At 68.3% G+C, this 21,664-nt stretch carries 22 protein-coding genes; 13 read left to right on the top strand and 9 right to left on the bottom strand.

Going from position 1 to position 21,664, the window contains the following annotated elements; genetic code table 11:
- Window positions 1-7: 7 nt before the first annotated feature.
- A complete protein-coding gene (locus SBI67_RS00255) occupies window positions 8-784 on the bottom strand; it encodes an enoyl-CoA hydratase (RefSeq protein ID WP_318978651.1) in 777 nt (258 codons plus the stop codon).
- The gene (locus SBI67_RS00250; protein ID WP_318978650.1) at window positions 781-1,830 is read right to left on the bottom strand and encodes an enoyl-CoA hydratase/isomerase family protein; all 1,050 of its coding nucleotides are present in this window, start codon (window positions 1,828-1,830) and stop codon (window positions 781-783) included. The genes SBI67_RS00255 and SBI67_RS00250 overlap by 4 nt, the downstream gene beginning before the upstream one ends.
- A gap of 185 nt (window positions 1,831-2,015) precedes the next feature.
- Here SBI67_RS00250 and SBI67_RS00245 point away from each other — a divergent pair, with 185 nt between their 5' ends.
- Window positions 2,016-2,861, top strand: coding sequence for a Bax inhibitor-1/YccA family protein (locus tag SBI67_RS00245; protein WP_266048845.1), 846 nt, complete (start codon window positions 2,016-2,018; stop codon window positions 2,859-2,861).
- Window positions 2,862-2,922: 61 nt separating this feature from the next.
- On the opposite strand, the gene purT is transcribed toward SBI67_RS00245, so the two are convergent.
- Window positions 2,923-4,122, bottom strand: a complete 1,200-nt coding sequence (gene purT, locus SBI67_RS00240; protein WP_318978649.1) for a formate-dependent phosphoribosylglycinamide formyltransferase — start codon at window positions 4,120-4,122, stop codon at window positions 2,923-2,925.
- Window positions 4,123-4,231: 109 nt separating this feature from the next.
- Here purT and SBI67_RS00235 point away from each other — a divergent pair, with 109 nt between their 5' ends.
- A complete protein-coding gene (locus tag SBI67_RS00235; RefSeq protein WP_318978648.1) occupies window positions 4,232-5,131 on the top strand; it encodes a hypothetical protein in 900 nt (299 codons plus the stop codon).
- Between the two features lie 34 nt (window positions 5,132-5,165).
- On the opposite strand, the gene SBI67_RS00230 is transcribed toward SBI67_RS00235, so the two are convergent.
- Window positions 5,166-6,383: an acetyl-CoA C-acetyltransferase gene (locus SBI67_RS00230; RefSeq protein WP_318978647.1), complete on the bottom strand. Its 1,218-nt coding sequence runs from the start codon at window positions 6,381-6,383 to the stop codon at window positions 5,166-5,168.
- A 52-nt stretch (window positions 6,384-6,435) separates the two neighbouring features.
- Window positions 6,436-7,395, bottom strand: a complete 960-nt coding sequence (locus SBI67_RS00225) for an SGNH/GDSL hydrolase family protein (protein WP_318978646.1) — start codon at window positions 7,393-7,395, stop codon at window positions 6,436-6,438.
- Between the two features lie 194 nt (window positions 7,396-7,589).
- On the opposite strand from SBI67_RS00225, the gene SBI67_RS00220 reads away from it, so the two are divergent.
- The 5 genes from SBI67_RS00220 to SBI67_RS00200 all read left to right on the top strand — a co-directional run bounded on the left by SBI67_RS00220 (window position 7,590) and on the right by SBI67_RS00200 (window position 13,206).
- A complete protein-coding gene (locus SBI67_RS00220) occupies window positions 7,590-8,627 on the top strand; it encodes an alpha/beta hydrolase (RefSeq protein ID WP_318978645.1) in 1,038 nt (345 codons plus the stop codon).
- Window positions 8,628-8,671: 44 nt separating this feature from the next.
- On the top strand, window positions 8,672-10,066 hold the full coding sequence (locus SBI67_RS00215; protein ID WP_318978644.1) for a cystathionine beta-synthase: 1,395 nt from the start codon (window positions 8,672-8,674) through the stop codon (window positions 10,064-10,066).
- 189 nt (window positions 10,067-10,255) lie between these two features.
- Window positions 10,256-10,882: an Rv1078 family RDD domain-containing protein gene (locus SBI67_RS00210; protein WP_318978643.1), complete on the top strand. Its 627-nt coding sequence runs from the start codon at window positions 10,256-10,258 to the stop codon at window positions 10,880-10,882.
- A gap of 85 nt (window positions 10,883-10,967) precedes the next feature.
- Window positions 10,968-11,954, top strand: a complete 987-nt coding sequence (locus tag SBI67_RS00205; RefSeq protein WP_318978642.1) for a DUF2189 domain-containing protein — start codon at window positions 10,968-10,970, stop codon at window positions 11,952-11,954.
- Between the two features lie 79 nt (window positions 11,955-12,033).
- A complete protein-coding gene (locus tag SBI67_RS00200) occupies window positions 12,034-13,206 on the top strand; it encodes a cystathionine gamma-synthase (protein WP_318978641.1) in 1,173 nt (390 codons plus the stop codon).
- Window positions 13,207-13,218: 12 nt separating this feature from the next.
- Here SBI67_RS00200 and SBI67_RS00195 read toward each other — a convergent pair whose 3' ends face one another.
- From SBI67_RS00195 to SBI67_RS00185, 3 genes are all read right to left on the bottom strand, one after another.
- On the bottom strand, window positions 13,219-13,869 hold the full coding sequence (locus SBI67_RS00195) for a GOLPH3/VPS74 family protein (RefSeq protein ID WP_318978640.1): 651 nt from the start codon (window positions 13,867-13,869) through the stop codon (window positions 13,219-13,221).
- A 49-nt stretch (window positions 13,870-13,918) separates the two neighbouring features.
- Window positions 13,919-14,413: a transcription elongation factor GreA gene (greA, locus tag SBI67_RS00190; RefSeq protein ID WP_024450182.1), complete on the bottom strand. Its 495-nt coding sequence runs from the start codon at window positions 14,411-14,413 to the stop codon at window positions 13,919-13,921.
- 210 nt (window positions 14,414-14,623) lie between these two features.
- The gene (locus tag SBI67_RS00185) at window positions 14,624-15,049 is read right to left on the bottom strand and encodes a DUF4307 domain-containing protein (RefSeq protein WP_318978639.1); all 426 of its coding nucleotides are present in this window, start codon (window positions 15,047-15,049) and stop codon (window positions 14,624-14,626) included.
- 111 nt (window positions 15,050-15,160) lie between these two features.
- Here SBI67_RS00185 and mca point away from each other — a divergent pair, with 111 nt between their 5' ends.
- From mca to SBI67_RS00165, 4 genes are read left to right on the top strand one after another with little or no spacing between them, the layout of a single operon-like run.
- Window positions 15,161-16,027 carry a mycothiol conjugate amidase Mca gene (gene mca / locus SBI67_RS00180; RefSeq protein ID WP_318978638.1) on the top strand — a complete coding sequence of 289 codons (867 nt, stop codon included), beginning with the start codon at window positions 15,161-15,163 and terminating at the stop codon, window positions 16,025-16,027.
- Window positions 16,024-16,281, top strand: a complete 258-nt coding sequence (locus tag SBI67_RS00175) for a hypothetical protein (RefSeq protein ID WP_318978637.1) — start codon at window positions 16,024-16,026, stop codon at window positions 16,279-16,281. The genes mca and SBI67_RS00175 overlap by 4 nt, the downstream gene beginning before the upstream one ends.
- A complete protein-coding gene (locus tag SBI67_RS00170; protein WP_318978636.1) occupies window positions 16,265-18,235 on the top strand; it encodes a thioredoxin domain-containing protein in 1,971 nt (656 codons plus the stop codon). Before SBI67_RS00175 ends, SBI67_RS00170 begins: the two co-directional genes overlap by 17 nt.
- Window positions 18,236-18,245: 10 nt before the next feature.
- Window positions 18,246-18,620, top strand: a complete 375-nt coding sequence (locus tag SBI67_RS00165) for a nuclear transport factor 2 family protein (protein WP_318978635.1) — start codon at window positions 18,246-18,248, stop codon at window positions 18,618-18,620.
- Here SBI67_RS00165 and trhA read toward each other — a convergent pair.
- Entirely contained in the window at window positions 18,617-19,375 is a 759-nt protein-coding gene (trhA, locus tag SBI67_RS00160) for a PAQR family membrane homeostasis protein TrhA (protein WP_318978634.1), read from the bottom strand. The genes SBI67_RS00165 and trhA overlap by 4 nt on opposite strands.
- A 61-nt stretch (window positions 19,376-19,436) precedes the next feature.
- Between trhA and SBI67_RS00155 the strand changes: the two genes are divergently transcribed.
- Together SBI67_RS00155 and SBI67_RS00150 are read left to right on the top strand one after the other, a co-directional pair.
- Entirely contained in the window at window positions 19,437-20,240 is an 804-nt protein-coding gene (locus SBI67_RS00155; protein WP_318978633.1) for a (2Z,6E)-farnesyl diphosphate synthase, read from the top strand.
- 5 nt (window positions 20,241-20,245) lie between these two features.
- Window positions 20,246-21,604 carry a hypothetical protein gene (locus SBI67_RS00150; protein WP_318978632.1) on the top strand — a complete coding sequence of 453 codons (1,359 nt, stop codon included), beginning with the start codon at window positions 20,246-20,248 and terminating at the stop codon, window positions 21,602-21,604.
- The last annotated feature ends 60 nt before the right edge of the window (window positions 21,605-21,664 follow it).

Raw genomic sequence — 21,664 nt, 5'->3', positions numbered from 1 at the left:
CTCGACTTTAACGATGCGTGAAGTTCGGCGCGCGCTTCTCGGTGAACGCGTTCATGCCCTCGGTCTGGTCGTCGGTGGCGAAGGCGGAGTGGAACAGTCGGCGCTCGTAGAGCAGGCCTTCGGCCAGGGTGGCCTCGAAGGAGCGGTTGACCGCTTCCTTGGCCATCCGCGCGGCCGACAACGACATCCCCGCGATGGTGGCGGCGACGGTGTTGACCTCCTCCAGCAGCGTGTCGGCGGGCACCACCCGCGACACCAGGCCACTGCGCTCGGCCTCGGCGGCGTCGATGGTGCGCCCGGTCAGGATCAGGTCCATGGCCTTGGCCTTACCGATCGCCCGGGTCAGCCGCTGGCTGCCGCCCATGCCGGGCAGCACGCCGAGCTTGATCTCGGGTTGGCCGAACTTCGCGGTGTCGGCGGCGATCAGCAGGTCGCACATCATGGCCAGTTCGCAGCCGCCGCCAAGGGCGTAACCGGCGACGGCGGCGATGGTGGGGGTGCGGGTGGCGGCGAACTTGCCCCACAGCGCGAAGAAGTCCTGGCCGAACACCTCGGCGAAGGACAGGTCGGCCATCTCCTTGATATCGGCGCCGGCGGCGAAGGCCTTCTCGTTACCGGTCAGGACGATGGCACCGATGCCCGGGTCGGCGTCGAATTCGGCTGCGGCCGAGGTGACCTCGCGCATCACCTGACTGTTGAGCGCGTTCAGCGCCTTGGGGCGGTTGAGCGTGATGGTGCCGACGCGACCTTCGCGGGTCACCAGGATGGTCTCGTAGTCGGTCATCGGGTCTCCTTTGAGAAGGTGAGATCGGGGTCGGCGGAGGCGAAATAGGCGTCGACGGCCGCATCGTCGCACAGCTCGAGCGTCGCAGGCGACCACTGCGGGTTGCGGTCCTTGTCCACCAGCTGGGCGCGGATCCCCTCGACGAAATCGTGCGACTTCATCGATGCCACCGACACCCGGAACTCCTGCTGCAGTACCTCTTCGAGGCTGTGCAGGTGGGCGGCGCGGCGCACCGCGGTCAGGGTGACGGCCAGGGCGATGGGGGACCGGGTGGCGATCAGGTCGGCCGCCGCTCTGGCGGCCGGGTCGTCATGGCCGCGCAGGTCGGTGAGGATGTCGGCGACGGTGTCCCCGGCGTAGCAGGCGTCGATCCAATCCCGCTGGGCGGCAAGCTCACTGGCAGGCGGTTCCTCGGCGTAGGACCGCAGTGCATCGGCGGGCCCATCGGACACGACGGCCTCGGCGAAGTCGGCGAGTCGGTCGTGCGGGACGAAGTGGTCGGCAAAGCCCATCTCGATGGCGTCCGCGCCGGTGAAGGATGCACCGGTCAGGGCGGCGTGCAGACCCAGCCGGCCGGGGGCCCTGGACAGCAGATAGGTGCCACCCACATCGGGGATGAAGCCGATGCCGACCTCGGGCATGCCCATCTTCGTCTTCTCGGTGACGACGCGGATGTTGCCGTGCGCCCCGACCCCGACACCACCGCCCATCACGATGCCGTCCATCAGTGCCACATACGGTTTCGGGTAGCGGCCGATGTGGGCGTTGAGCAGGTACTCATCCCACCAGAATTTCCTGGCGTAGGCGCCGTCCGCCTTGGCGCTGTGGTACAGCGCGACGACGTCGCCGCCGGCGCACAGGCCGCGTTCGCCGGCCCCGGTGAGCAGCACGGCCGTGACGGAATCGTCGTGTTCCCAGGCGTCGAGGGCTCGTGTCATACCGGCCACCATGACGTCGTTGAGCGAGTTGATCGCCTTGGGCCGGTTCAGCGTGAGGATGCCGACGCCGTTGCGGACACTTACTAGGATGTCCTCGTTTTCGGTCACGGATTGCAATCTAGTTCGTTGCCCCGGCGGGTGTGTCGACGGGTAGGGTTTGACCAAGATCAACCTGGACGTTTCCTGAGAGCCCTTCTCAGCGATGGCGGAATTCTCGGGAACCTGCCCAGGGCGGTTGTTCGTTGAGAAGGTGTTCGCAGAGGCCGGACACCAAGCACAGGAGAGGACCTACGGTGCGCGAGAGCAGCAACCCGGTATTCCGCTCCCTGCCTAAGGAGCAGGGCGGATACGCGCAATTCGGTACCGGAGCCGCAAGCTTCGGTGCGCAGCAGGTACACGCGGATCCCTATGTCACGCCGTACCCGGATCAGCAGCGCGGAGTTTCGCGGCCGCTGACCATCGACGACGTGGTCACCAAGACCGGGATGACCCTGGCGGTGCTGTCGGCCGTCGCCGTCGTCTCGTACTTCCTGGTGGCCGGCAACCTGGCCCTGGCCATGCCGTTCACCCTCGTCGGCAGCCTCGGCGGCCTGGTGCTGGTGCTGATCGCCACCTTCGGCCGCAAGCAGGACAGCCCCGCGATCGTGCTGACCTACGCCGCCCTGGAAGGCCTGTTCCTCGGCGCCTTCTCGTTCGTGGTCGCCAACCTGTACGTCTCCGGTGTCAGCGCGGGCGCGCTGATCAGCCAGGCCATCCTGGGCACCCTCGGTGTGTTCGTCGGCATGCTCGTCGTCTACAAGACCGGCGCCATCCGCGTCACCCCGAAGTTCACCCGGATGATCGTCGCGGGTCTGTTCGGCGTCGTGGCCCTGATGCTCGGCAACTTCATCATCGGCATGTTCAACGGCGGCGCCGGTATGGGCCTGCGCAGCGGCGGCACCATCGCGATCATCTTCTCGCTGGTCTGCATCGCGCTGGCGGCGTTCAGCTTCCTGATCGACTTCGACGCCGCCGACCAGATGATCCGCGCGGGTGCGCCGGAGAAGGCGGCCTGGGGTATCGCGCTCGGCCTGACCGTCACCCTGGTCTGGCTGTACGTCGAGATCCTGCGCCTGTTGAGTTACTTCAACAACGACTAGCTCGATTGCGAGAAAGGGCGCCCACCGGTGGTGGGCGCCCTTTTCCCGTGTATGGCCGGGTTCAGACGGCCCGCGGGGTGACCCGGCTCGCCGCTTCGGCGGCGTTGCGCCGCGCAACGTCCACGTCGTCGTCGAACGCCAGCGCCACGCCCATCCGGCGCTTGGTGAAGCTCTCCGGTTTGCCGAACAGCCGAATATCGGTGTGCGGCACCTGCAATGCGGCCTCCACCCCGTCGAACACGATGCCCTCGGCGTCGACGCCGCCGTAGATGACCGCGCTGGCCCCCGGGGATTTCAGCGTGGTGTCCACGGGCAGGCCGAGGATGGCCCTGGCATGCAATTCGAACTCGTTCTGCCACTGCGACACCATCGTCACCATGCCGGTGTCGTGCGGTCGCGGGCTGACCTCGCTGAACCACACCTGGTCACCCTTGACGAACAGTTCGACACCGAAGATGCCCTGTCCGCCCAGGTTTTCGGTGACCGCCTGCGCGATCTGCTGGGCCCGCTCCAGTGCGGCGGCCGGCATCGGATGCGGTTGCCAGCTCTCGACGTAATCGCCGCTGACCTGGCGGTGCCCGATGGGCGCACAGAACTGCGTACCGATCTGACCGTAGGCATCGCGTGCCCGCACCGTCAGCAGCGTGATCTCGTAGTCGAAATCGACGAAACCTTCGACGATGATCCGGGTGTTGCTCACCCGGCTGCCCGACATGGCGTACTCCCACGCGGGCGCCACATCGTCGGGTCCGTCGATCTTGCTCTGGCCCTTGCCCGACGAGCTCATCACCGGCTTGACCACGCAGGGATAGCCGATCTGGTCGATGGCGGCCCGCAGTTCGTCGAGCGAATCGCAGAACCGGTACGGACTGGTCGGCAGCCCAAGGGTTTCGGCGGCGAGCCGGCGGATGCCCTCCCGGTCCATGGTCAGCCTGGCGGCGCGCGCGGTGGGAATCACCGTCACCACCCCGGCATCCTCCAGCTCCTCCAGCACCGGGGTGGCGATCGCCTCGATCTCGGGCACCACCAGATCGGGCTTCTCGGCCTCGATGAGCGCGCGCAACTGCTCGGGGTCGGTCATCGAGATGGTGCGCGCGTGGTGCGCGACCTGCTGCCCGGGCGCGTTGTCGTAACGGTCGACGGCGATGGTCTCGACACCCAGGCGCTGCAGCGCGATGAGTACCTCGCGGCCGAGCTCACCAGAACCCAGCAGCATCACGCGCGTGGCGTTCGGACTCAGCGGCGTTCCCAGCGTGGTCATGCGTTCAGAGCTTCGAGTGTGTACACAGATCGCGATTCATCCACAGACCGCGATCTGAGCGCAACCTGGACCGCGTGCGGTGTCGGGATCGGTGCCGAAGCTCTCGAGCATGAACATCTACACCGAGCCGTTCGTCGGCAGTGCGGCGATCGCCGCCGGCACGGTGAAGAAGCATCAGCTGCGCTCGGGTTTTCGCGCTGTACTGCCCAATGTGTACGTCGCCCCTGACCTTGTGCTGACCACTGCGCACCGCGCGCGGGCGGCGTGGCTGTGGTCCCATCGCCAGGGCGTCATCGCCGGACGTACGGCGGCGGCGCTGCACGGCGCGAGGTGGATCGACGAATCGGCACCGGTGGAGCTGGTGTGGCGCAACGCCCGCGCGCCCCGCGGTGTGCGGACATCGGCGATGTCTTTGACTCCAGCGCAGGTGTGTGAGGTTGCCGGGCTGCCGGTCACCACTGCGGAGCGGACCGCGTTCGACCTGGGCCGGCGCAACCCGCTGAGGCAGGCCGTCGCCGACCTCGACGCCCTGTGCCGGGCCACGGCCGTGACTCCGGACGATATCCGTGCGGTGGCGGTGCTTCATCCCGGCGTGCGTGGGCTGCGTCTGCTCGAGCGGGCGGTATCCCTCGTCGATCCCGGCGCGCAATCGCCGCGCGAGACGTGGCTGCGGCTGCTGCTCATCGAGGAGGGACTGCCCGCACCGCGGACCCAGATCCCGGTCTGCGCCGACGACGGGTTCGTGTTCGCCTATCTCGACATGGGTTGGCCGGAGCTGATGGTCGCCGTCGAGTACGACGGTGACCAACACCGAACGGACCGTTGGCAATACGTGAAGGACATCCGGCGCATCGCCGAGCTGGAGCGGCGGGGCTGGATCGTCATCCGGGTGGTCGCCGAGGACCGACCTTGGGAAGTCATCCGCCGCGTGCGTACCGCGTTCGCCCAGCGGGACGCCGGGACTGCGCGGAGCGCATCGGGACTGCGCTCAGATCGCGGGAAACCCTGAATTCGCGATCTGAGCGCAGCCTCGAACGGTCGAACTAGGAGAGGCGCTCTACGACCATCGCCATGCCCTGGCCGCCGCCGACGCACATCGACTCGATACCGAAGGTCTTGTCGTGGGTGGCCAGGTTGTTCAGCAGCGTCGCGGTGATGCGGGCGCCGGTCATCCCGAACGGGTGGCCCAGCGCGATGGCGCCGCCGGACACGTTCAGGCGGTCCTCGTCGATACCCAGCGCGCGGGCCGAGCCCAGCACCTGCACGGCGAAGGCCTCGTTGATCTCGACCAGGTCGATATCGCCGATCTGCTTGCCCGCCTTGGCCAGCGCCTTCTTGATGGCCTCGATCGGGCCCAGGCCCATGATCTCCGGCGACAGGCCCGAGACACCGGTGGACACGATGCGGGCCAGCGGGGTCAGACCCAGCTCCTTGGCCTTGGTGTCGCTCATGATGACCACGGCGGCGGCACCGTCGTTGAGCGGGCAGGCGTTACCCGCGGTGATCGTGCCGTTGGGCCGGAACACCGGCTTGAGCTGGCTGATCTTCTCGTAGGTGGTGCCGGCGCGCGGCCCGTCGTCGGTCGACACCACGGTGCCGTCGGGCAGCGTGACCGGGGTGATCTCGCGCTCGAAGAAACCGCTCTTGATGGCGTCCTCAGCGCGGTTCTGGCTGCGCACACCCCAGTGGTCCTGGTCCTCGCGGCTGATGCCGGTGTAGAGCGCCACGTTCTCGGCGGTCTGGCCCATCGCGATGTAGACGTCGGGGATCAGGCCGTCCTGGCGCGGGTCGTGCCATTCGGTGCCGCCCTCGGCCGACGCGGCGGTGCGCGCCTGGGCTTCGTCGAAGATCGGGTTCTTGCTGTTGGGGGCGCCGTCGGCGGCGCCGACGCCGAAGCGTGACACCGTCTCCACGCCCGCGGAGATGAAGACGTCGCCTTCGCCGGCCTTGATGGCGTGGAAGGCCATCCGGGTGGTCTGCAGCGAGGACGAGCAGTACCGGTTGACGGTGGTGCCGGGCAGGAAGTCGTAACCCAGCTCGACGGCGACGGCGCGCGCGATGTTGTAGCCGGCCTCACCGGCCGGCTGTGCACAGCCCATCATCAGGTCGTCGATGTCGGCAGGATCCAGCGACGGCACCTTGTCGAGTGCGGCGCGGACGATCTGCGCGGCCAGGTCGTCGGGACGCATGGTGGCCAGCGATCCCTTGACGGCGCGCCCGATGGGCGAGCGGGCGGTGGCGACGATGACGGCTTCGGGCATGGGAGCTCCTCGGGTCACTTACAAGGGTTCGACTATGACAGCTCCCCAGAACCTAACCCGTGGCGGCAGCGACGATCGGCGCGGGTACGCCCGTGGTGCGCCGCCACAGCCGGCCGGCGCCGGTCAGCCGGTGCCACAGCGAGCCGTGCCCGGAGCGGGAGACCAGTGCCTCGTCGACGTCGGAGTCGACGGTGAGCAGGCCCAGTGCCCTGGCCAGGGCGGGCAGCAGCTGGTTGGCGGCCAGCGCGTATCCGGCGGCCGACGGGTGGAACATGTCGGAGGAGAACAGCACCTCTGGGGCCTTGTAGAACTCGGGCGCGAGCAAATCCGAGAAGGGAACTGCCACGCCGCCGGCACCGTGCACCGCCGAGGCCTGCATGCGGGCAAGGCGCAGTCCGAGTGTCCGGGTGACCAGACGTAGCGGCTGCGGGATCGCCGTGATGACCCCGAAATCCGGGCAGGTGCCCACGACCACGACCGCTCCGCTGGCCCGCAGCCGGCGGACCCCGGCACCCAGTCGGCGCGCGGACGCGCTGAGGCCGTTGAGTGCGGTGATGTCGTTCGCGCCGATCATGATCACCGCCGCGTCCGGTGGCGGGCCGGCCACGTACATGGCGTCGATCTGACCGGACAGGCCCTTGGACGTGGCCCCGACGATCGCCTTGGTGCTCAACCGGATCCGCTGGCCCGACTCCTCGGCCAGGCCCCGGGCGAGCAACACGCCGGGCACCTCTTCGGCGACGGCGCAGCCGTATCCGGTGGCGGTCGAATCACCGAACACCATCAGGTGCAGGTCGAACGGGACGTCGCGGTGGTACCGCTCGACCGGGCCACCGCCGGGGGAGTAGACGCCGTCGGCGCGCGGCGGGATATCCCAGGATTTCGGGATGACCCGGCGCGTCTGGGCGGCTTGCCCAGTCAGCAGCGTGCGTGCCCCGACATAGGCCGAACCCGTCGATGCGAGGGTGGCCGCGGCTGCCAGGGCGATGGTCGACCGACGCGGTGTGCCCACACCTCGATGTTAAAGGCCCCGAGACCGTTGTCGGTGAGCCCGAGCTGTCCGTCCGGTCACGTTGCGGTATCGAGTGCGGTACCAAATGGGCTCTTTGATTTGTTGAACATATCGACGGTGGGAAGCTAAGTTACACCGGTTGGCTAAGTAACCAGACTTATCCGGGCACTACGACGGCGTAGGAAGTGGTGGCGATGACGGCACCAAGCAAGGTCTCAGGCTCTCCTCGTGCTGCTGTCGGTGCAGCTAGAGCCCACCAAACGCGTAGGTTCCCGGTCAGTGACTGGGCCCCGGTCGAGGTCGTCGAGGACGGCCCGAGCATCGCGGGCCGGCTGGCCTCGCTGGCCGCTCGGATGACCATCAAGCCGATTCTGGCAATCGGCTGCCACGCACCCACGCTGCCCTGGCCCTTCGGGATCGTCGACTTCGCCGCGCGGGTGCTGCGGCCCTCGCCCGGCACCGTGCGGGCCACCATCGCATTGCCCAAGTGCACCGCCCAGTTGGTGCGGGCCGACGGGGTGCTGCCCGCCGACGGCAAGCGCAGCGTGGTGCTCTATCTGCACGGCGGCGCCTTCCTGGCCTGCGGGGTGAATTCGCACGGCCGGTTGGTGGAGAGCCTGTCGAAGTTCGCCGACAGCCCGGTGTTCGTCGTGAACTACCGCATGCTGCCCAAACATTCGATCGGCGAGGCGATCGATGACTGCTACGACGCGTACAAGTGGCTGCGGCTGACCGGATACGCCCCCGAACACATCGTGTTGGCCGGTGATTCGGCGGGCGGGTACCTGTCCTTGGCGTTGGCGCAGCGGCTGCTGGCCGAAGGGGAAGAGCCGGCGGCCATGGTGACGCTGTCGCCGCTGTTCGAGATCGACAACGCCGGCCGCGCCCAGCATCCCAACGTGGACACCGATGCCATGTTCCCGCCGCACGCGTTCGGCGCGCTGACCGAGATCATCGAGCGGGCCGGCGACAAGCGCCACGAAGAGATCTACGAACCGCTCGACCACATCGAGCCCGGGCTGCCCCGCACCCTCATCCACGTGTCGGGTTCGGAGGTTCTGCTCAACGATGCGCGAAAGGCCGCGCGGATGCTCGCGGCCGAGGGTGTCCCGGTCGAGGTGCGGGTGTGGCCAGGCCAGATGCACGTCTTCCAGATCTGCGGGCCGCTCGTCAACGAAGCGACCCGGTCATTACGTCAGATCGGTGCCTACATCCGCGAAGCCACCTGGTGACTCCCCGCTTGGTGGGCGGTTGCGCGGCCTGACACGATGGATGCATGCGCATCGCCAGGCACATCAGTGACCTCATCGGTAATACCCCGCTGGTTCAGCTGAACTCGGTGGTGCCCGCCGGCTCGGGCCTGGTCGCCGCCAAGGTCGAATACCTGAATCCCGGTGGCAGTTCCAAGGACCGCATCGCCGTCAAGATGATCGACGCGGCCGAGGCCAGCGGCGCCCTCAAGCCCGGTGGCACCATCGTCGAGCCCACCTCGGGCAACACCGGTGTGGGACTGGCTCTGGTGGCTCAACAGCGTGGTTACAAGTGCATCTTCGTCTGCCCCGACAAGGTCAGCGAGGACAAGCAGAACGTGCTGCGTGCCTACGGCGCCGAGGTCGTGGTGTGCCCGACGGCTGTGCCGCCGGACCACCCGGACAGCTACTACAGCGTCTCCAACCGGCTGGTCGAGGAGATCCCCGGGGCATGGAAGCCCGACCAGTACTCCAACCCGAACGGGCCGGCCAGCCACTACGAGACCACCGGGCCGGAGATCTGGGCCGATACCGAAGGCAAGATCACGCATTTCGTCGCCGGCGTCGGGACCGGCGGCACCATCACCGGGACCGGGCGCTACCTCAAGGAGGTGTCCGGCGGCCGGGTCAAGATCGTCGGCGCCGACCCGGAGGGTTCGGTGTACTCCGGCGGGACGGGCCGTCCCTACCTGGTGGAGGGTGTCGGCGAGGATTTCTGGCCCAGTGCCTACGATCCCGCGATACCCGACGAGATCATCGCCGTCTCGGATGCCGATTCCTTCGACATGACACGCCGGCTGGCCCGCGAGGAGGCGTTGCTGGTCGGTGGTTCCTGCGGGATGGCTGTCGTCGCGGCGCTGCGGGTCGCCGAGCGTGAAGGCCCCGACGCCGTCGTCGTCGTGCTGCTGCCCGACGGTGGACGCGGTTATCTGTCAAAGATTTTCAACGACGCGTGGATGTCCTCGTACGGCTTCCTGCGCAGCCGGCTGGACGGCTCGATCGAGGAACTCACCGTCGGGAACATCCTGCGCCGCAAGTCCGGTGCGCTACCGGATCTGGTGCACACCCACCCGTCGGAGACCGTGCGCGACGCGATCAACATCCTGCGCGAGTACGGCGTCTCGCAGATGCCGGTCGTCGGGGCCGAGCCCCCGGTGATGGCCGGTGAAGTCGCCGGCAGCGTATCCGAGCGGGAGTTGCTTTCCGCGGTATTCGAAGGGCGGGCAAAACTGGTCGACGCCGTGGGCGATCACATGAGCGCGCCACTGCCGTTAATTGGTTCCGGTGAACTGCTCAGTACCGCGGCCAAAACATTGCGCGATTACGACGCGTTGATGGTCGTCGAAGACGGCAAACCGATCGGCGTGCTTACTCGACACGATCTTCTGGGCTCTTTGTCCGATGGTGGTTTGCGCCGGTAAACGGCACGTCGTCCGGTCGGCGTGCCGGGATTGCTGATTGCGGAATCAATTACCGACACTAAAGATTGGCGCGCCGGGAGCATTGTGTCGACCCGGTGAAGAAATGGCGGTGGCGGCCATTTTCGGCCAATTCTCAGGTAGGGTGACACCGCTCATCGTCAGCTAATTTCCGTCACTTGGAAGGCGTTCATGACCACTCCTCCGCCACCACCTGGGAATTATCCGCCGCCGCCACCACCACCGGGCGGTTATCCGCCCCCGCCACAAGGCGGTTTCCCGCCTCCGCCGCCTTCGGGCGCCGGATTCGGTGTAGCCGGTCCGGGCGGTGCGCTGGGCGCGTTGCCGAAGGAGTCCTACACGCCGTGGCTGACCCGCGTGCTGGCCTGGCTGATCGATCTCATCCCCGTGGCGATCCTGGAGGGCATCGGCTACGGGGTGCTGTTCGGTACCGCGGAAACCGTCTGTGTCACGGAAACCTCCGAGTACGACCTCGGTGGTTTGTGCACCAGCGGTCCAACCACGTTGGGCCAGTTGTCGTTCTTCATCACGTGGGCGCTGTCCATCGCGTATCTGGTGTGGAACTACGGATACCGGCAGGGCACCACCGGGTCCAGCATCGGCAAGGGCATCATGAAGTTCAAGGTGGTCAGCGAGAAGACCGGTCAGCCAATCGGTTTCGGCCTGTCCATCGTGCGGCAGCTGGCCCACATCGTCGACGGCATCATCTGCTATATCGGATACCTGTTCCCGTTGTGGGATGCCAAACGCCAAACACTGGCCGACAAGATCATGACGACGGTCTGTCTGCCGCTCTGATTTAGGCTCACACGAAGCGCCGGTCCGTGAGCGCAGCGCGCGGGCCGGTGTTCGACCGTAACGACCGATTGACGAGAGGGAGTTCATGACTCAGCCACCACCGCCACCGGGCAGCTATCCACCGCCCGGTGGCTACCCGCCGCCGGAGAACATCCCGCCCGCCGGCGGCTACCCACCGCCGCCCGCACCCGGCGGCTATCCGCCGCCGCCGGCACCCGGTGGTTACCCGCCGCCGCCGGCGCCGGGTGGTTACCCGCCGCCCCCCGGCAACTACCCTCCGCCGCAAGGGAATTACCCCCCGCCCCCGCCGCCGCAGGGTGGTTACGCCCCGCCGCCGCCGGGATACCCGGGCGGACCCGGCTTCGGTGGTCCCGGCCAGGGGTACAGCGTCGGGGAGGCGGTGTCCTGGGCGTGGAACAAGTTCAGCAAGAACGCGGCCGCGATCATCGTCCCGACCCTCGTGTTCGGGCTGGTTTATGCGGTGCTGCAGGGCGTCATCCAGTTCGTTTCGAGTCTGTTCACCACCGTGGACAGCTCCTCGTATGACGGAAACAGCTATTCGGCCAGCGTCTCGATGGGCGTCGGTGGCATCGTCGTGTCCATCATCGGCAGCATCGTCATGCTGGTGGTCGCCGCCGTGGTGCAGTCCGCGTACATCGGAGGCATGCTCGACATCGCCAACGGACAGCCGGTCGAGATCGGTTCGTTCTTCAAGCCGCGCAACGTCGTCAACGTGATCATCGCGTCCGTCGTCTCCGGCATCATCGTCGGTATCGGCATCCTGCTGTGCATCGTCCCCGGCATCATCGCGACCATCATGCTGATGTTCACCACCGTGATCGTGCTGGACCGCAATGTGCCCGGTATCGAAGGCGTCACCGCCAGTTTCAACCTCTCCAAGGCGAATTTCGGCCCGGTGGCCCTGACGTGGCTGACGACGATCGGCATCACGATTCTCGGTGTGTTGGCCTGCCTGGTCGGCCTGCTCGTCGCCTACCCGCTGGTTTCCCTGATCACCGTCTACGCCTACCGCAAGCTGACCGGTGGACCGGTCGCTCCGCTGACGCCGTAACCAGCTGTCGAACCGAAACGGGGTGGACCATGATGGTCCACCCCGTTTCGCGTTTCCGGCGCGCACTAGCCTGGTCGACATGAGTGAGCAGCGTTCGGCGAAAGATGCACACCGTTGGCAGGGACTGGCGACCAGGGCGATCCACGCCGGTTTCCGCCCGGATGCCGCCACCGGCGCGGTCAACGCACCCATCTACGCCAGCTCCACATTCGCCCAGGACGGCGTCGGCGGCCTGCGCGGCGGTTTCGAGTACGCCCGCACCGGTAACCCCACCCGGGCCGCACTGGAGGCCGCACTGGCCGCCGTCGAGCAGGCCGACTACGGGCGGGCGTTCAGCTCCGGGATGGCCGCCACCGACTGCGCGCTGCGGGCCGTCCTGCGCCCGGGGGACCACATCGTCATTCCCGACGACGCCTACGGCGGCACCTTCCGGCTGATCGACAAGGTGTTCACGCAGTGGGGCATCAGCCACACCCCGGTCCCGCTGTCCGACGTCGACGCGGTCGCCGCGGCGATCACCCCACAGACGAAGCTGGTCTGGGTCGAGACGCCAACCAACCCGCTGCTCACCATCGCCGATATCGCCGCGCTGTCCGGCGTGGCCCGCAAACGCAACGTGAAACTGTTGGTGGACAACACCTTTGCCTCACCAGCGCTGCAACAGCCGCTCACCCTCGGAGCGGACATCGTGCTGCATTCGACCACCAAATACATCGGCGGGCACTCCGACGTGGTCGGGGGCGCCCTGTTGACCAACGACGAGGAACTCGACACCGCCTTCGCGTTCCTGCAGAACGGCGCCGGGGCCGTACCGGGACCGTTCGACGCCTACCTGACCATGCGGGGCCTCAAGACCCTGGTGTTGCGCATGCAGCGGCACAGTGAGAACGCCGCGAAGGTCGCCGAATTCCTGGCCGACCATCCCGCCGTCGGTACGGTGCTCTATCCGGGACTGGCCAGCCACCCCGGGCACGCCGTCGCCGCCGAGCAGATGACCGGATTCGGCGGCATGGTGTCGGTTCGGCTCAAGGGCGGCCGGGCCGCGGCCCACGAATTGTGCGCGCGCACCGAAATTTTCATTCTCGCCGAGTCCCTGGGTGGGGTGGAGTCGCTGATCGAGCATCCCGGCGCCATGACGCACGCGTCGACGGCCGGGTCGCAGCTGGAGGTACCCGACGACCTGGTCCGGCTGTCGGTCGGGATCGAGGAATCCGCCGACCTGATCGGCGACCTGGAGCAGGCCCTGGGCTGACCCCGGCCGGGGTCAGCCGGCCAGCGCCGCCCGCAGCGCCGATGCCGTCACCGCCAGGTTGACCTCGGCCAGCCCGGTCGGCTGTTCGTCGAGCCAACTGCCCAGCGCGATCTCGCCGGCCCGGGCGTGTACCCAGCGCCAGCCGCGGTCGTTCAGGCTGAGCAGCGCGCCCAGCCCGTCCGCCGCGTGCAGTAGCGAGATGATCGCCGCAGTCGGGGCCGGCGGTGGCTGCCGGTCGAACAACGCCGCCAGCAACGCACCGCGCGCCGGATCCACCCGGTCCCGGCGCAGCAACGGCAACAGCGTGGCCTTGCCGTGAGACACCCGGCGTAGCTGGCCGGCCCGCTCCAGCTGGGCCACCAGCAGCCCCTCGGTGTGCTTGGCCATCTTGGTCAGCGCTGCCGCCGGCCGCAGCGGCCGGCGGGCCAGCACGTCGAAGCCGGGACCGGTGACCGGGTCGAGCGGGGTGGTACCGGCCAGCGCGACCAGGTGCCCGGGCGCCACCGGCTCGCCGTCGACGACGGGACGGATGCGGCAGGCATGTGCCAGATCGAGTAACACCGCCGCACCAAGGAGGCGACGGCTGCGCTGGCGCTCCAGGCTGGGCAGACCGGACGAATTGTCGAGCAGTAACAGAAACAGGTCCTCGGCGATCTGGGCCATCAGGCGATAACCCTAACCGTCGCCGAGGACCTGTCCTCTGCATGTGTGCTCAGGGGTGATACGGCTCCGCGCTGACGAGGGTGACCTCGACGGTGCTCCCGTTGGGCACGGTGTAGCTGCGGGTCTCGCCCACCTTGGCGTCGATCAGGGCGCCGCCCAGCGGGGAGTTGGGGGAGTACACCTCGAGCTTGCCGTCGCTGACGCCCTCCTGGCGGGTGGCGATCAGGAAGGTCTCGGTATCGCTCTTGTCTCCGTCGTAGTAGACCTTGACCACCGAACCGGGCAGCGCGACGCCGGACTGCTTGGGCGCCTCGCCGACCTTGGCGCTGTTGAGGAGTTCCTGCAGCTGGCGGATGCGCGCCTCTTGCTGGCCCTGCTCCTCGCGTGCGGCGTGGTAGCCGCCGTTCTCCCGCAGGTCGCCCTCTTCGCGGCGGTCGTTGATCTCGGCGGCGATCACCGGCCGGTTGGCGATCAGCTGGTCCAGCTCCGCCTTCAACCGGTCGTGTGCTTCCTGGGTCAGCCAGGTGACCTGGGTATCGGTCATATCCTCGCGCTCCTGTCGTTGTTTTTCTGCGCTCATGCTGCGTGGGTGCTGCGGCGTGGTGCCGCGTTCGCAGCCGCATATTGCGCGCTAAAGCAGCAATACACGGCTCCACCCGGAACCGTGTATCGGACCAGTCTACCACCGGCGGGTCGCCGGATTTTCACGATTTCGCTGTTCGGCGTTGGTTGCGCCGTCGCCTGGACGTGCCGATCAAGGGGTCCTGAGGTACCCCGGCACGTCGGTCCCGCACCCGTAGATATCGCCGACGACGGGCGGCTTTGTCGTCTGCACCTCGGTGGTGACCTGAACCGACGTCTCGGTCGACGGTGGCACCAGGATTTCCCGGCGGCCCACCTCGCCGCCGTCCTTCGAGCGCGCCCGCACGATGCACACCACCGGGCGTGCCGGGTCGGCGCGTGTCACGGTGATGGTGACCGCCACCGTATGGTCGTCGACCAGCCGATATGCACCCAGTTCACCCTTGACGTCGCCGCTGCCCAGCCGGTTGAAGGCCACGAATGCCAGAGCCACGCCGGCCAGCACGATCAATGCGGTGAGCCCGATCGCGACCCGCCGCCGGGTCCTGCGAGACAATCGCTGACGCCCGTAGCGGGCGGCGGGACGGTCGATGGTCACGGTTTTGGCTGCCCGTCGTTCGGTTGCTTGTCCTAGGACTGGAACTATAGAGCGGTGGGCATGAAGGGAAGACGGCCGCGGTTGTTGGATGAAACCGTTGAATGAGACGAGATGACTGAACTGCGATTGATGGCGGTACACGCCCACCCCGATGACGAGTCCAGCAAGGGCGCGGCAACCACCGCGAAGTACGCGGCCCAAGGGGCCCGCGTCATGGTGGTGACGCTGACCGGCGGCGAGCGTGGCGACATCCTGAATCCGGCGATGGACCTGCCCGAGGTGCACGGCCGGATCGCCGAGGTGCGCCGCGACGAGATGGCCAAGGCGGCCGAGATCCTCGGGGTCGAGCATCACTGGCTGGGTTTCGTGGACTCCGGGCTGCCGGAGGGCGACCCGCTGCCACCGCTGCCCGAGGGCTGCTTCGCGCTGGTGCCGCTGGCCGAACCGGTCGAGCGGCTGGTGCGGGTGATCCGCGAGTTCCGGCCGCACGTGCTGACCACCTACGACGAGAACGGCGGCTACCCGCACCCGGACCACATCCGGTGCCACGAGGTCAGCGTTGCCGCCTATGAGGCCGCCGCCGACCACCTGCGGTTCCCGGATGCGGGCGAGCCCTGGGCGGTGTCCAAGCTGTACTACAACCACGGCTTCCTGCGGCGGCGCATGCAGATGCTGCAGGACGAGTTCGTCAAACACGGCCGCACCGGCCCCTTCGCCAAGTGGCTGGAGAACTGGGACCCGGAGTTCGACGTGTTCGAGGGTCGGGTCACCACCCGGGTGGAGTGCGCCGAATACTTCTCCCAGCGTGACGACGCCCTGCGTGCCCACGCCACCCAGATCGACCCGACCGGCGATTTCTTCCACGCTCCCATCGAGTGGCAGCAGCGGCTGTGGCCGACCGAGGAGTTCGAACTGGCCCGCTCTCGCGTGCCGGTGCAACTGCCCGAGACCGACCTGTTCGCGGGGATCGAACCATGACCGACACCCTGCTACTGGTCGCGGGCCTGCTGGCCGACGACGGACCGCGTGACACCGGGCCCGACTTCGGTAAGGCCAGCCCGCTGGGCCTGGTCGTCGTGGTGCTGCTGATGGTCGGTACCTTCGCGCTGGTGTGGTCAATGAACCGGCACCTCAAACGGCTGCCGGATTCGTTCGACCCGGACCACCCCGAGCCGGACCAGGCCATCGACGAGGGCACCGCCGGCGAGGTCAAGGATGACAGCACGGGGTAACACCCTGGGCGAGGCCACCAGCCCCTACCTGCGCCAGCACGCCGACAACCCGGTGCACTGGCAGCAGTGGGGGCCGCAGGCTCTGGCCGAAGCGGTCGAGCGCGACGTCCCGATCCTGCTGTCCGTCGGGTACGCCGCCTGCCACTGGTGTCATGTGATGGCCCACGAATCCTTCGAGTCCGCCGACGTCGCCGCGGTGGCCAACGCGCACTTCGTCTGTATCAAGGTCGACCGTGAGGAACGGCCCGACCTGGACGCCGTGTACATGAACGCGACCGTCGCCCTGACCGGGCAGGGCGGCTGGCCGATGACGTGCTTCCTCACCCCGGACGGCAGGCCGTTCTTCGCGGGCACCTATTACCCGAAAGATGCCTTCCTCCAATTGCTCTCAGCCGTCGAGGAGACGTGGCGGCAGCGCCGCGACGAAGTGGAACGGGCATCGGACGGCATCGCCGGTGAACTGCGCGCCATGGCGGGCGGACTACCCGGCGGGCCGGCGCTGCACCCCACGTTGTGCGACCACGCGGTGGCCGCGGTGCTGCGCGACGAGGACCGCGGGTACGGCGGCTTCGGTCGGGCGCCGAAGTTCCCGCCGTCGGCGCTGCTGGAGGCGCTGCTGCGGCATCACGAGCGCACCGGCACCGGTCTGGATACCGTGGAACGCACCTGTGAAGCGATGGCGCGCGGCGGCATCTACGACCAGTTGGCGGGTGGATTCGCCCGGTACAGCGTCGACAATGCTTGGGTGGTGCCGCATTTCGAGAAAATGCTGTACGACAACGCGCTGCTCCTGCGGGCGTACGCACATTGGGCCAGGCGGACCGGAAATCCGTTGGCCCGCAGGGTCACCGAGCAGACCGCCCGATTCATCATCGACGACCTGGGCGAGGGTGCGATGTTCATCTCGTCCCTGGATGCCGACGCCGGCGGGGTGGAGGGGTCGACCTATGTGTGGACACCCGGCGAGCTGCGCGAAGCCCTCGGCGACGACGACGGTGCCTGGGCCGCTTCACTTTTCGGCGTGACCGAGGCGGGCACCTTCGAAAACGGCGCCTCGGTGCTGCAGCTGCGCGCCGACCCCGACGACCCCGAACGGTTCGCCAGGGTGCGCGACACCCTGGCCGCCGCGCGGGCGCGGCGGTTGCAGCCGGGGCGCGACGCGAAGATCGTCACGGCGTGGAACGGTCTGGCCATCACCGCACTCGCCGAGGCCGCCGTCGCCCTGGATCGCCCCGCTTATCTGGATGCCGCGACGGAATGCGCCCGTCGGCTGCTGAGCCTGCATCTGGTGCACGGGCGGCTGCGCCGGGCCGGCCTCGGCGGGGTGGTCGGTGCCAGTGCGGGGATCCTGGAGGACTACGCCGCGTTGGCCACCGGGTTGCTGACGCTGTATCAATTGACGGGCCGCTGGCTGCCCGAGGCCACCGGCCTGCTGGACACCGCGCTGGACCACTTCGCCGATGTCGGCGGTCGCTGGTTCGACACCGCCGACGATGCCGAGGCGTTGGTGCTGCGGCCCGCCGACCCACTGGACGGGGCGACCCCGTCCGGGGCGGCACTGATCACCGAAGCGTTGCAACTGGCCGCGCACCTGACCTCGGTGCCGCGGTACGCGACGGCTGCTGCGGACTCGCTGGCGGCCGCGACGTCCATCCTGGCCAAGGCCGCCCGCTCCGGCGGGCACTGGCTGGCCGTCGCCGAGGCGGCGGTGCGCGGACCCCTGCAGATCGCCGTGGCCTGCGACCCGGACCACTCCGAACTCCTCACCGCAGCACGGGCATTGGCGCCCGGTGGGGCCATCGTGGTGGGCGGTCGCGCCGACAGCACCGAACTGCTGGCCGGCCGGGACCGCGTCGGTGGCCGCGACGCGGCCTACGTGTGCCGGGGCCGGGTCTGCGACCTGCCGGTGACGACGCCCCAGGATCTGGCCGCGGCGCTGAGCCGGGCCGTGTAGCGTGCGGCCCATGCCCAGTCCCGAGCAGATCACCGCCACCGTCCACCGCTACCTCGAGCTGGTCGCCAGCGGCGCGGCCGACGACGTCGCCGAGCTGTACGCCTCTGACGCCACCGTCGAGGATCCGGTCGGCGGTGAGGTGCACATCGGGCGGCAGGCCATCCGCGGCTTCTACGCCAACATCGAGAACGTCAAGGGCACCACCGAAATCCACACGCTGCGCGCGCTCGGCCACGAGGCCGCCTTCTACTGGCGACTGTCGTTGGACTTCGGCAACGGCACCGGGATGAGCATCGACATCATCAGCGTCATGTCCTTCGACGCGGACGCCAAGATCACGTCGATGAAGGCGTACTGGGGCCCGGACAACGTCACCAGCGATTAGCCGCTGAAGACCGCGAACCACATCGCGATGTAGTGGCAGATCGCCGCGACCGCGGTGCACGCGTGGAAGAACTCGTGGTGCCCGAACGTCGTCGGCCACGGGTTGGGCCATTTGAGCCCGTAGAGCACCCCGCCGATGCTGTACAGCGCACCGCCGACGATCAACAGCACGACAGCGGCCACCCCGGCGCCGTCCATGATCGGGCCGATGAACCAGGCCGCCACCCAGCCCAACAGGATGTACAGCGGCACGCCCACCCAGCGCGGCGCCGACGGCCAGAAGGACTTCAACAGCACACCGGCGATCGCCCCGCCCCAGACGATCCAGAACAGCACCAGGCCCTTGTTCGACGGCAGGGCCAGCAAGGCGAACGGCGTGTAGCTGCCCGCGATGAAGATGAAGATCATCGAGTGGTCGGCCCGCTTCATCCACTTGCGGGCGTTCGCAGACTTCCAGGTCACCCGGTGATAGGTGCCGCTGACCGCGAACATCGCCACGATGGTGAAGGTGTAGAGCAGGGTGGCCAGCCCGGCCTCCAGGCCACGCATCGCCCAGGACACCGAGACCAATGCCGCGCCCGCGATGAACGCGACCACGGCGGAGTAGACGTGGATCCAGCCGCGGGCGCGCGGCCTGCCGAGGAACTGCGCCACCCCGTCGACGACGACGGCGGGCAGGTCGCCGGGTTCGTCGTAGCCGGGCGTGATGCCCGCCGCGGACCGGTAGGGCTTGGTGGCGTCGATCGGTGTCGTCATTTGTCTGTCACCTCCACTGACTGGCATGGGGGATCTTGGTCGCCACAGTAGTCTGATTTTCGTGGAGATCATTCCCCCGCGTCTCAAGGAGCCGGCGTACCGGCTGTACGAGATGCGGTTGCGCAACGAACTGCAGCGGTCGAAATCCGAACTCCCTCGCCACATCGCGGTGCTGTGCGACGGGAATCGGCGCTGGGCGCGCGATGCCGGGTATGACGACGTCAGCTACGGCTACCGCAAGGGTGCGGCGAAGATCGCCGAGATGCTGCGCTGGTGCCAGGCCGCCGGAATCGAGCTCACCACGGTGTACCTGTTGTCGACGGAGAACCTGGGCCGCGATCCCGAGGAGCTGTCCGCGCTCATCGAGATCATCACCGACGTCGTCGAGGAGATCTGCGCCCCGGCCAACCGCTGGAGTGTGCGCACCGTCGGTGACCTGGAACTTCTCGGTGAGGAGCCGGCGCGCCGGCTGCGGGAGGCCGTCGAGGGAACCGTGAGCACCGGCATCACCGGCCCCGGCTCGCTGCACGTCAACGTGGCGGTCGGGTACGGCGGCCGGCAGGAGATCGTCGACGCGGTGCGGGCCCTGCTGGCCAAGGAAGTGGCAAACGGGGCGACTGCCGAACAGCTCATCGAATCGGTCACCGTCGATGCCATCTCGGAGAACCTGTACACCTCCGGACAGCCCGACCCGGATCTGGTGATCCGCACCTCGGGTGAGCAACGCCTCTCCGGATTCCTGTTGTGGCAGAGCGCATATTCGGAGATGTGGTTCACCGAGGCGCATTGGCCGGCGTTCCGGCGGGTCGACTTCCTGCGCGCGCTGCGCGACTACACCCGGCGCCATCGGCGCCACGGCCTGTAACCACCATGGCCGGGCTGTCGGCGGTGCTCTTCGCACTCAGCTGGTGGCTCGGGTTGTACCTGCTCGCGCGGAATCCGCGTAAGCCCGTACTGGCGTTGGCTGCGGCGGGGCTGACCAGTTTCGCGACCGTCGTCGCCCTCGATGCGGTGCGGGTGACCACCGATTCGGCGGCCCCCGGTCGGGTCGAGGTCTTTTTGGTGGTGCTGCCCGGGGTGTTCTGGTTCGCGGTGCTGCTGGAACTGTCCCGGCCGCAGGACAACCCGCCCCGCCGGGTGCGGGAGTTCACTGCGGTCGCCGTGGTGGCCGCGGTGGGCTTCACCGGTGCGGCGCTGGCGGGCAGCGTCGCGGGTCCGCTGCGCGCCGGGCATTGGCTGATGTTCGCCGCGGTGTCGGTATCGGCGCTCGGGGCCATGGCCGCCACCACGCTGCGCCCTGCGCAGCCCAGGCCGGTGCGGCGTTTCGTCCTGGTGGCGACCCTGTTCTTCGCCCTGGGCAACGCCATCCTGGTGATCCCGCTGGAACTGGTGCCGAGCTGGCTTGCGTTGGCGTCCACCGGGTTCGACGTGGCGCTGCTGGGCATTGCCGTCGCGCTGTCGGACGCTTTCGACGAGGGGCAGGCGCTGCGCGCCGACATGCTGCGGTCGTTCGCGGCGACGGCGGTGGTGGCGCTGCTGTTCGGTGTGCAGGTGCTGATCGGGCTGGCCGTGACGGGCCCGTCGGCGCGGCTGCCCTTGACGGTGTTGCTGTTCACCAGCATCGCGGTGGCCGTCACCATCAACGTGCTCGCCGATCCGCTGGCCGGGCTGCTGGACCGGGTGACGTTCTCCCGGTCTCCGGTGCTGCGCGCCGATCGCGCCGCGCTGCGCCGCACCGAGGCCGCGCTGCCGCTGCGCAAGGACAGCCCGCTGGACCAGATCGACGACGAGACGTTCGCCCGGCTGACCCGCCGTGCCCTCGGCCACTACGGCGACCTGTCCAAGTTGGTGGCCAGCCCGCTGACCGCGTTACCGATCATCGACGCCCGGCTGGCCGCCCGCGGCGCACCGGATCAGCCGCTGGAACGGGCCAACGAACTCAAGGCACTGCTGGCCGACCGCATCGCCGCGCTCAAGCCCCGCGACGGTGGTGACTTCGGCACCAGCGAACAGTGGCGGCACTACAACGCGCTGTACTTCCCCTACGTCGCGGGGGTGCGGGCCTACGCGCAGAACGCCACCGCGGCCGGGCTCGATCCGGTCGCCCGGCGGGCCTGGCAGTGGCTGGCCACCGAGGTGCCGCAGCGGTCGCTGCACAACTGGCAGAACGCGGCGGCCCGGGTGATCGCGGCGGACCTGCGCGCCTGGCAGGTGGTCGACGCCCGCTGAGCTGGGCTTGGCAGTGTCTGGCAGCGACGCGTGCAGACCTGGCAGCGGTTTTCGCGCACT

The sequence above is a fragment of the Mycolicibacterium chengduense genome (assembly GCF_033741155.1).
In the GTDB taxonomy this organism is placed as follows: domain Bacteria; phylum Actinomycetota; class Actinomycetes; order Mycobacteriales; family Mycobacteriaceae; genus Mycobacterium.
This window is presented reverse-complemented; position numbering and strand designations above follow the sequence as displayed.

What these genes read in the sequence shown, in the direction of transcription:
- SBI67_RS00255 (WP_318978651.1), bottom strand. Translation starts at nt 784, where the DNA reads ATGACCGACTACGAGACCATCCTGGTGACCCGCGAAGGTCGCGTCGGC.
- purT (WP_318978649.1), bottom strand. Translation starts at nt 4,122, where the DNA reads ATGACCACGCTGGGAACGCCGCTGAGTCCGAACGCCACGCGCGTGATG.
- SBI67_RS00235 (WP_318978648.1), top strand. Translation starts at nt 4,232, where the DNA reads ATGAACATCTACACCGAGCCGTTCGTCGGCAGTGCGGCGATCGCCGCC.
- SBI67_RS00230 (WP_318978647.1), bottom strand. Translation starts at nt 6,383, where the DNA reads ATGCCCGAAGCCGTCATCGTCGCCACCGCCCGCTCGCCCATCGGGCGC.
- SBI67_RS00220 (WP_318978645.1), top strand. Translation starts at nt 7,590, where the DNA reads ATGACGGCACCAAGCAAGGTCTCAGGCTCTCCTCGTGCTGCTGTCGGT.
- SBI67_RS00215 (WP_318978644.1), top strand. Translation starts at nt 8,672, where the DNA reads ATGCGCATCGCCAGGCACATCAGTGACCTCATCGGTAATACCCCGCTG.
- SBI67_RS00210 (WP_318978643.1), top strand. Translation starts at nt 10,256, where the DNA reads ATGACCACTCCTCCGCCACCACCTGGGAATTATCCGCCGCCGCCACCA.
- SBI67_RS00205 (WP_318978642.1), top strand. Translation starts at nt 10,968, where the DNA reads ATGACTCAGCCACCACCGCCACCGGGCAGCTATCCACCGCCCGGTGGC.
- SBI67_RS00200 (WP_318978641.1), top strand. Translation starts at nt 12,034, where the DNA reads ATGAGTGAGCAGCGTTCGGCGAAAGATGCACACCGTTGGCAGGGACTG.
- SBI67_RS00195 (WP_318978640.1), bottom strand. Translation starts at nt 13,869, where the DNA reads ATGGCCCAGATCGCCGAGGACCTGTTTCTGTTACTGCTCGACAATTCG.
- greA (WP_024450182.1), bottom strand. Translation starts at nt 14,413, where the DNA reads ATGACCGATACCCAGGTCACCTGGCTGACCCAGGAAGCACACGACCGG.
- mca (WP_318978638.1), top strand. Translation starts at nt 15,161, where the DNA reads ATGACTGAACTGCGATTGATGGCGGTACACGCCCACCCCGATGACGAG.
- SBI67_RS00175 (WP_318978637.1), top strand. Translation starts at nt 16,024, where the DNA reads ATGACCGACACCCTGCTACTGGTCGCGGGCCTGCTGGCCGACGACGGA.
- SBI67_RS00170 (WP_318978636.1), top strand. Translation starts at nt 16,265, where the DNA reads ATGACAGCACGGGGTAACACCCTGGGCGAGGCCACCAGCCCCTACCTG.
- SBI67_RS00165 (WP_318978635.1), top strand. Translation starts at nt 18,246, where the DNA reads ATGCCCAGTCCCGAGCAGATCACCGCCACCGTCCACCGCTACCTCGAG.
- trhA (WP_318978634.1), bottom strand. Translation starts at nt 19,375, where the DNA reads ATGACGACACCGATCGACGCCACCAAGCCCTACCGGTCCGCGGCGGGC.
- SBI67_RS00150 (WP_318978632.1), top strand. Translation starts at nt 20,246, where the DNA reads ATGGCCGGGCTGTCGGCGGTGCTCTTCGCACTCAGCTGGTGGCTCGGG.